This is a genomic window from uncultured Thiodictyon sp. (assembly GCF_903828115.1).
GTDB lineage: Bacteria > Pseudomonadota > Gammaproteobacteria > Chromatiales > Chromatiaceae > Thiodictyon.
Window position 1 is genome coordinate 1 of record NZ_CAIKKU010000290.1, and the last position, 2,163, is coordinate 2,163.

Annotated in this window: 2 protein-coding genes and 1 pseudogene; 2 read left to right on the plus strand and 1 reads right to left on the minus strand. The window is 62.6% G+C overall.

All coding sequences use genetic code 11. The annotated features are described in order from the left end of the window. Positions 1-541: hypothetical protein (locus tag QZY48_RS10730; protein ID WP_295430854.1), on the plus strand; the 541-nt coding region annotated here is incomplete at its 5' end. Between the two features lie 227 nt (positions 542-768). Beyond that, on the plus strand, positions 769-1,353 hold the full coding sequence (locus QZY48_RS10735; protein ID WP_295430855.1) for a PEP-CTERM sorting domain-containing protein: 585 nt from the start codon (positions 769-771) through the stop codon (positions 1,351-1,353). A 318-nt stretch (positions 1,354-1,671) separates the two neighbouring features. Here the strand turns inward: QZY48_RS10735 and QZY48_RS10740 are convergent. Continuing rightward, a pseudogene (locus QZY48_RS10740) lies at positions 1,672-2,163 on the minus strand (hypothetical protein); the annotation flags it as partial.

The window sequence follows — 2,163 nt, forward strand, 5'->3', positions numbered from 1 at the left end:
GCCGTATTTCAAGGCGTTCTGGGTCAAGGTCCTGCCCGGCGGGGCGAACAAGACCATCGAACTCTTGATCCCCGCCGAGGTCTCGACCGTCGGCCCGCCGACCCCGGGCACCGGCGAGTGGCTGGTGCGCCTGCGGGCCGGCAACGCCCAGGGCGGCTGGAACACCCAGGTCCGGCTCGGGCACTGGACCGGTGCCGCGACCGGCTATGACCCGGCCGACCTGAGCGCCATGACGCCCTTCGCCTCACCCTACCTCACGCTCGCCTTCCCGCGGCCCACCTGGGGCACGCGCAAGGGCGACTACGCGAGCGATTTCCGGCCCGCTGGCGGTCAGGCGGGGCAATGGGCTCTGGATCTCCGTGCCGACCCGGTGGGCACGCAGGTGGTGCTGACCTGGGAGGGCGACCCCGCCATCCTGGCGAACTCGCGGCTGCACGACAGGTCGACGGTCATCAATCTGGCCGATTACCCCAACGGCTACCCGCTCACCCTGTCGGGCAAGGTGCGCCGCCTGGTCTGGGAGTATCTCGGGGACGGTTGAGGGCGGCGGTGCCCGACCAGACGGGCGGGCTCGAGTACCCGGGGGCTGGGCGCCAATGGCCCGGTCCGAAGAAAAACGTTTGGGACGGGGTGAATACCCCGTCCCGCCCCGGACATCCTGAATCCCGGCGGATTGGGCGCCGACTCCCCCACTCCCCCCCGCGACTGGAGAATCCCGCATGACCCATCGCTCATCCCCGTGTGGCAAGTTCTTTTTTCATGGCAATAGTGGCCGACAACGACTTTGCGATTTTTGGCGGCACTGCCGCTGCCATCAACAATCTTCTGTATCAGAACAGTGAGGCTTGGCCGGATCAGATTTCAAATTTGTCCACGCTGGCTTTTCTCTTACCGGCCGGTGATACGACCTTCTATGTGCTCGGCATGGGAGGCGGCGGGGAGGAGAACATCAGTGGTACAGTCAACGGCGTGGACATGACCAACGTCAATGTTTTCATGAGTTCGGCGATCCAGAGTTATCTAACCGGTTACAACAACGGCAACGCCGTGGCTGAGGCGACTTTTGTTGCAAATCTGGCGGATGTTCAAACGGCACTCTCCAATTTGAGTTGGAGTAGTCCTGATGTCAATAGTAGCGACACCGTCATTGGGCTGGCCGCTCCGAACGGCGTTGGATTCCATTTCGATGACGGCACGGCCCATTTGTTTAGGTTTAATGCGTCGGAGGTGGGGGTTGAAACCGTGCCTGAGCCGTCGTCGATAGGATTGGTCTTGATCAGTTTTGCCAACCTGATGCTTTTCCGCCGCCGCGCGCGTGGCGCCCTCAGGGTAAAGGGGTCAGTAGCAGCATAAATGGAGTAAAGGGGTCAGCAGATAAAGGGGTCAGGATAAAGGGGTCAGCAGGATAAAGGGGTCAGTACCGAATGGCGCTAATTTAGGCCGCGTCTGAATCATAATCAGTGGGGAAAAGGGGCCAGGCTCAATTATGAACCCGGAAAATTGCCTCCGGCGTAGTGGGCATAAGGTGCCAGACTCGAGATCTTTTCCGAGAGTAAAGAAAGCGACTTGATAAGCCCGCATAGGACCGTAGATTGGCGTAAGGAAGGAGCCCCGACAGCCTCTAGCCTACACCATTGTGTTGGGGTTCCTTCGTCAGCCAAGTCTGCGGGTCTACGGCGTCCCGGTCCCAGACGACTCGGATTTGTCCGCGAGCAAGCGCTTCAGCCGCTCATTCTCGGCGAGGGCCTCTTCCTTGGCCGCCCGCTCCCGCTCCTCTGCCGCGCGGGCCTGCTCCTCTGCCGCGCGGGCCTGCTCCTCGGCCGCGCGGGCCTGCTCCTCTGCCGCGCGGGCCTGCTCCTTGGCCACCCGCTCCTGCTCCTTCGCCGCCCGCTCCTGCTCCGCGTCCGCACGCGCCTGCTCGACCTCGGCGCGCAGGTCCTCGAATTCGAGTTGGATGCTCTGCTGTTCGCGCAGATAGTCCTGCCGCGCCTGGTACGCATAATAGGCGTGCTCTTTCTCGGAAAATGCCCTAAGTGTGTTCATGGCTCGCCTCATCTCTGGGGTCTGCATCCACCCGGGCAGGGCGTCCTCGTCCAGGCGCTCCGCCTCGTTGAAGAACTTCAGCCAGCGCTGCTGCTCGGTTTCGACCGTGTCGGCGGCGAA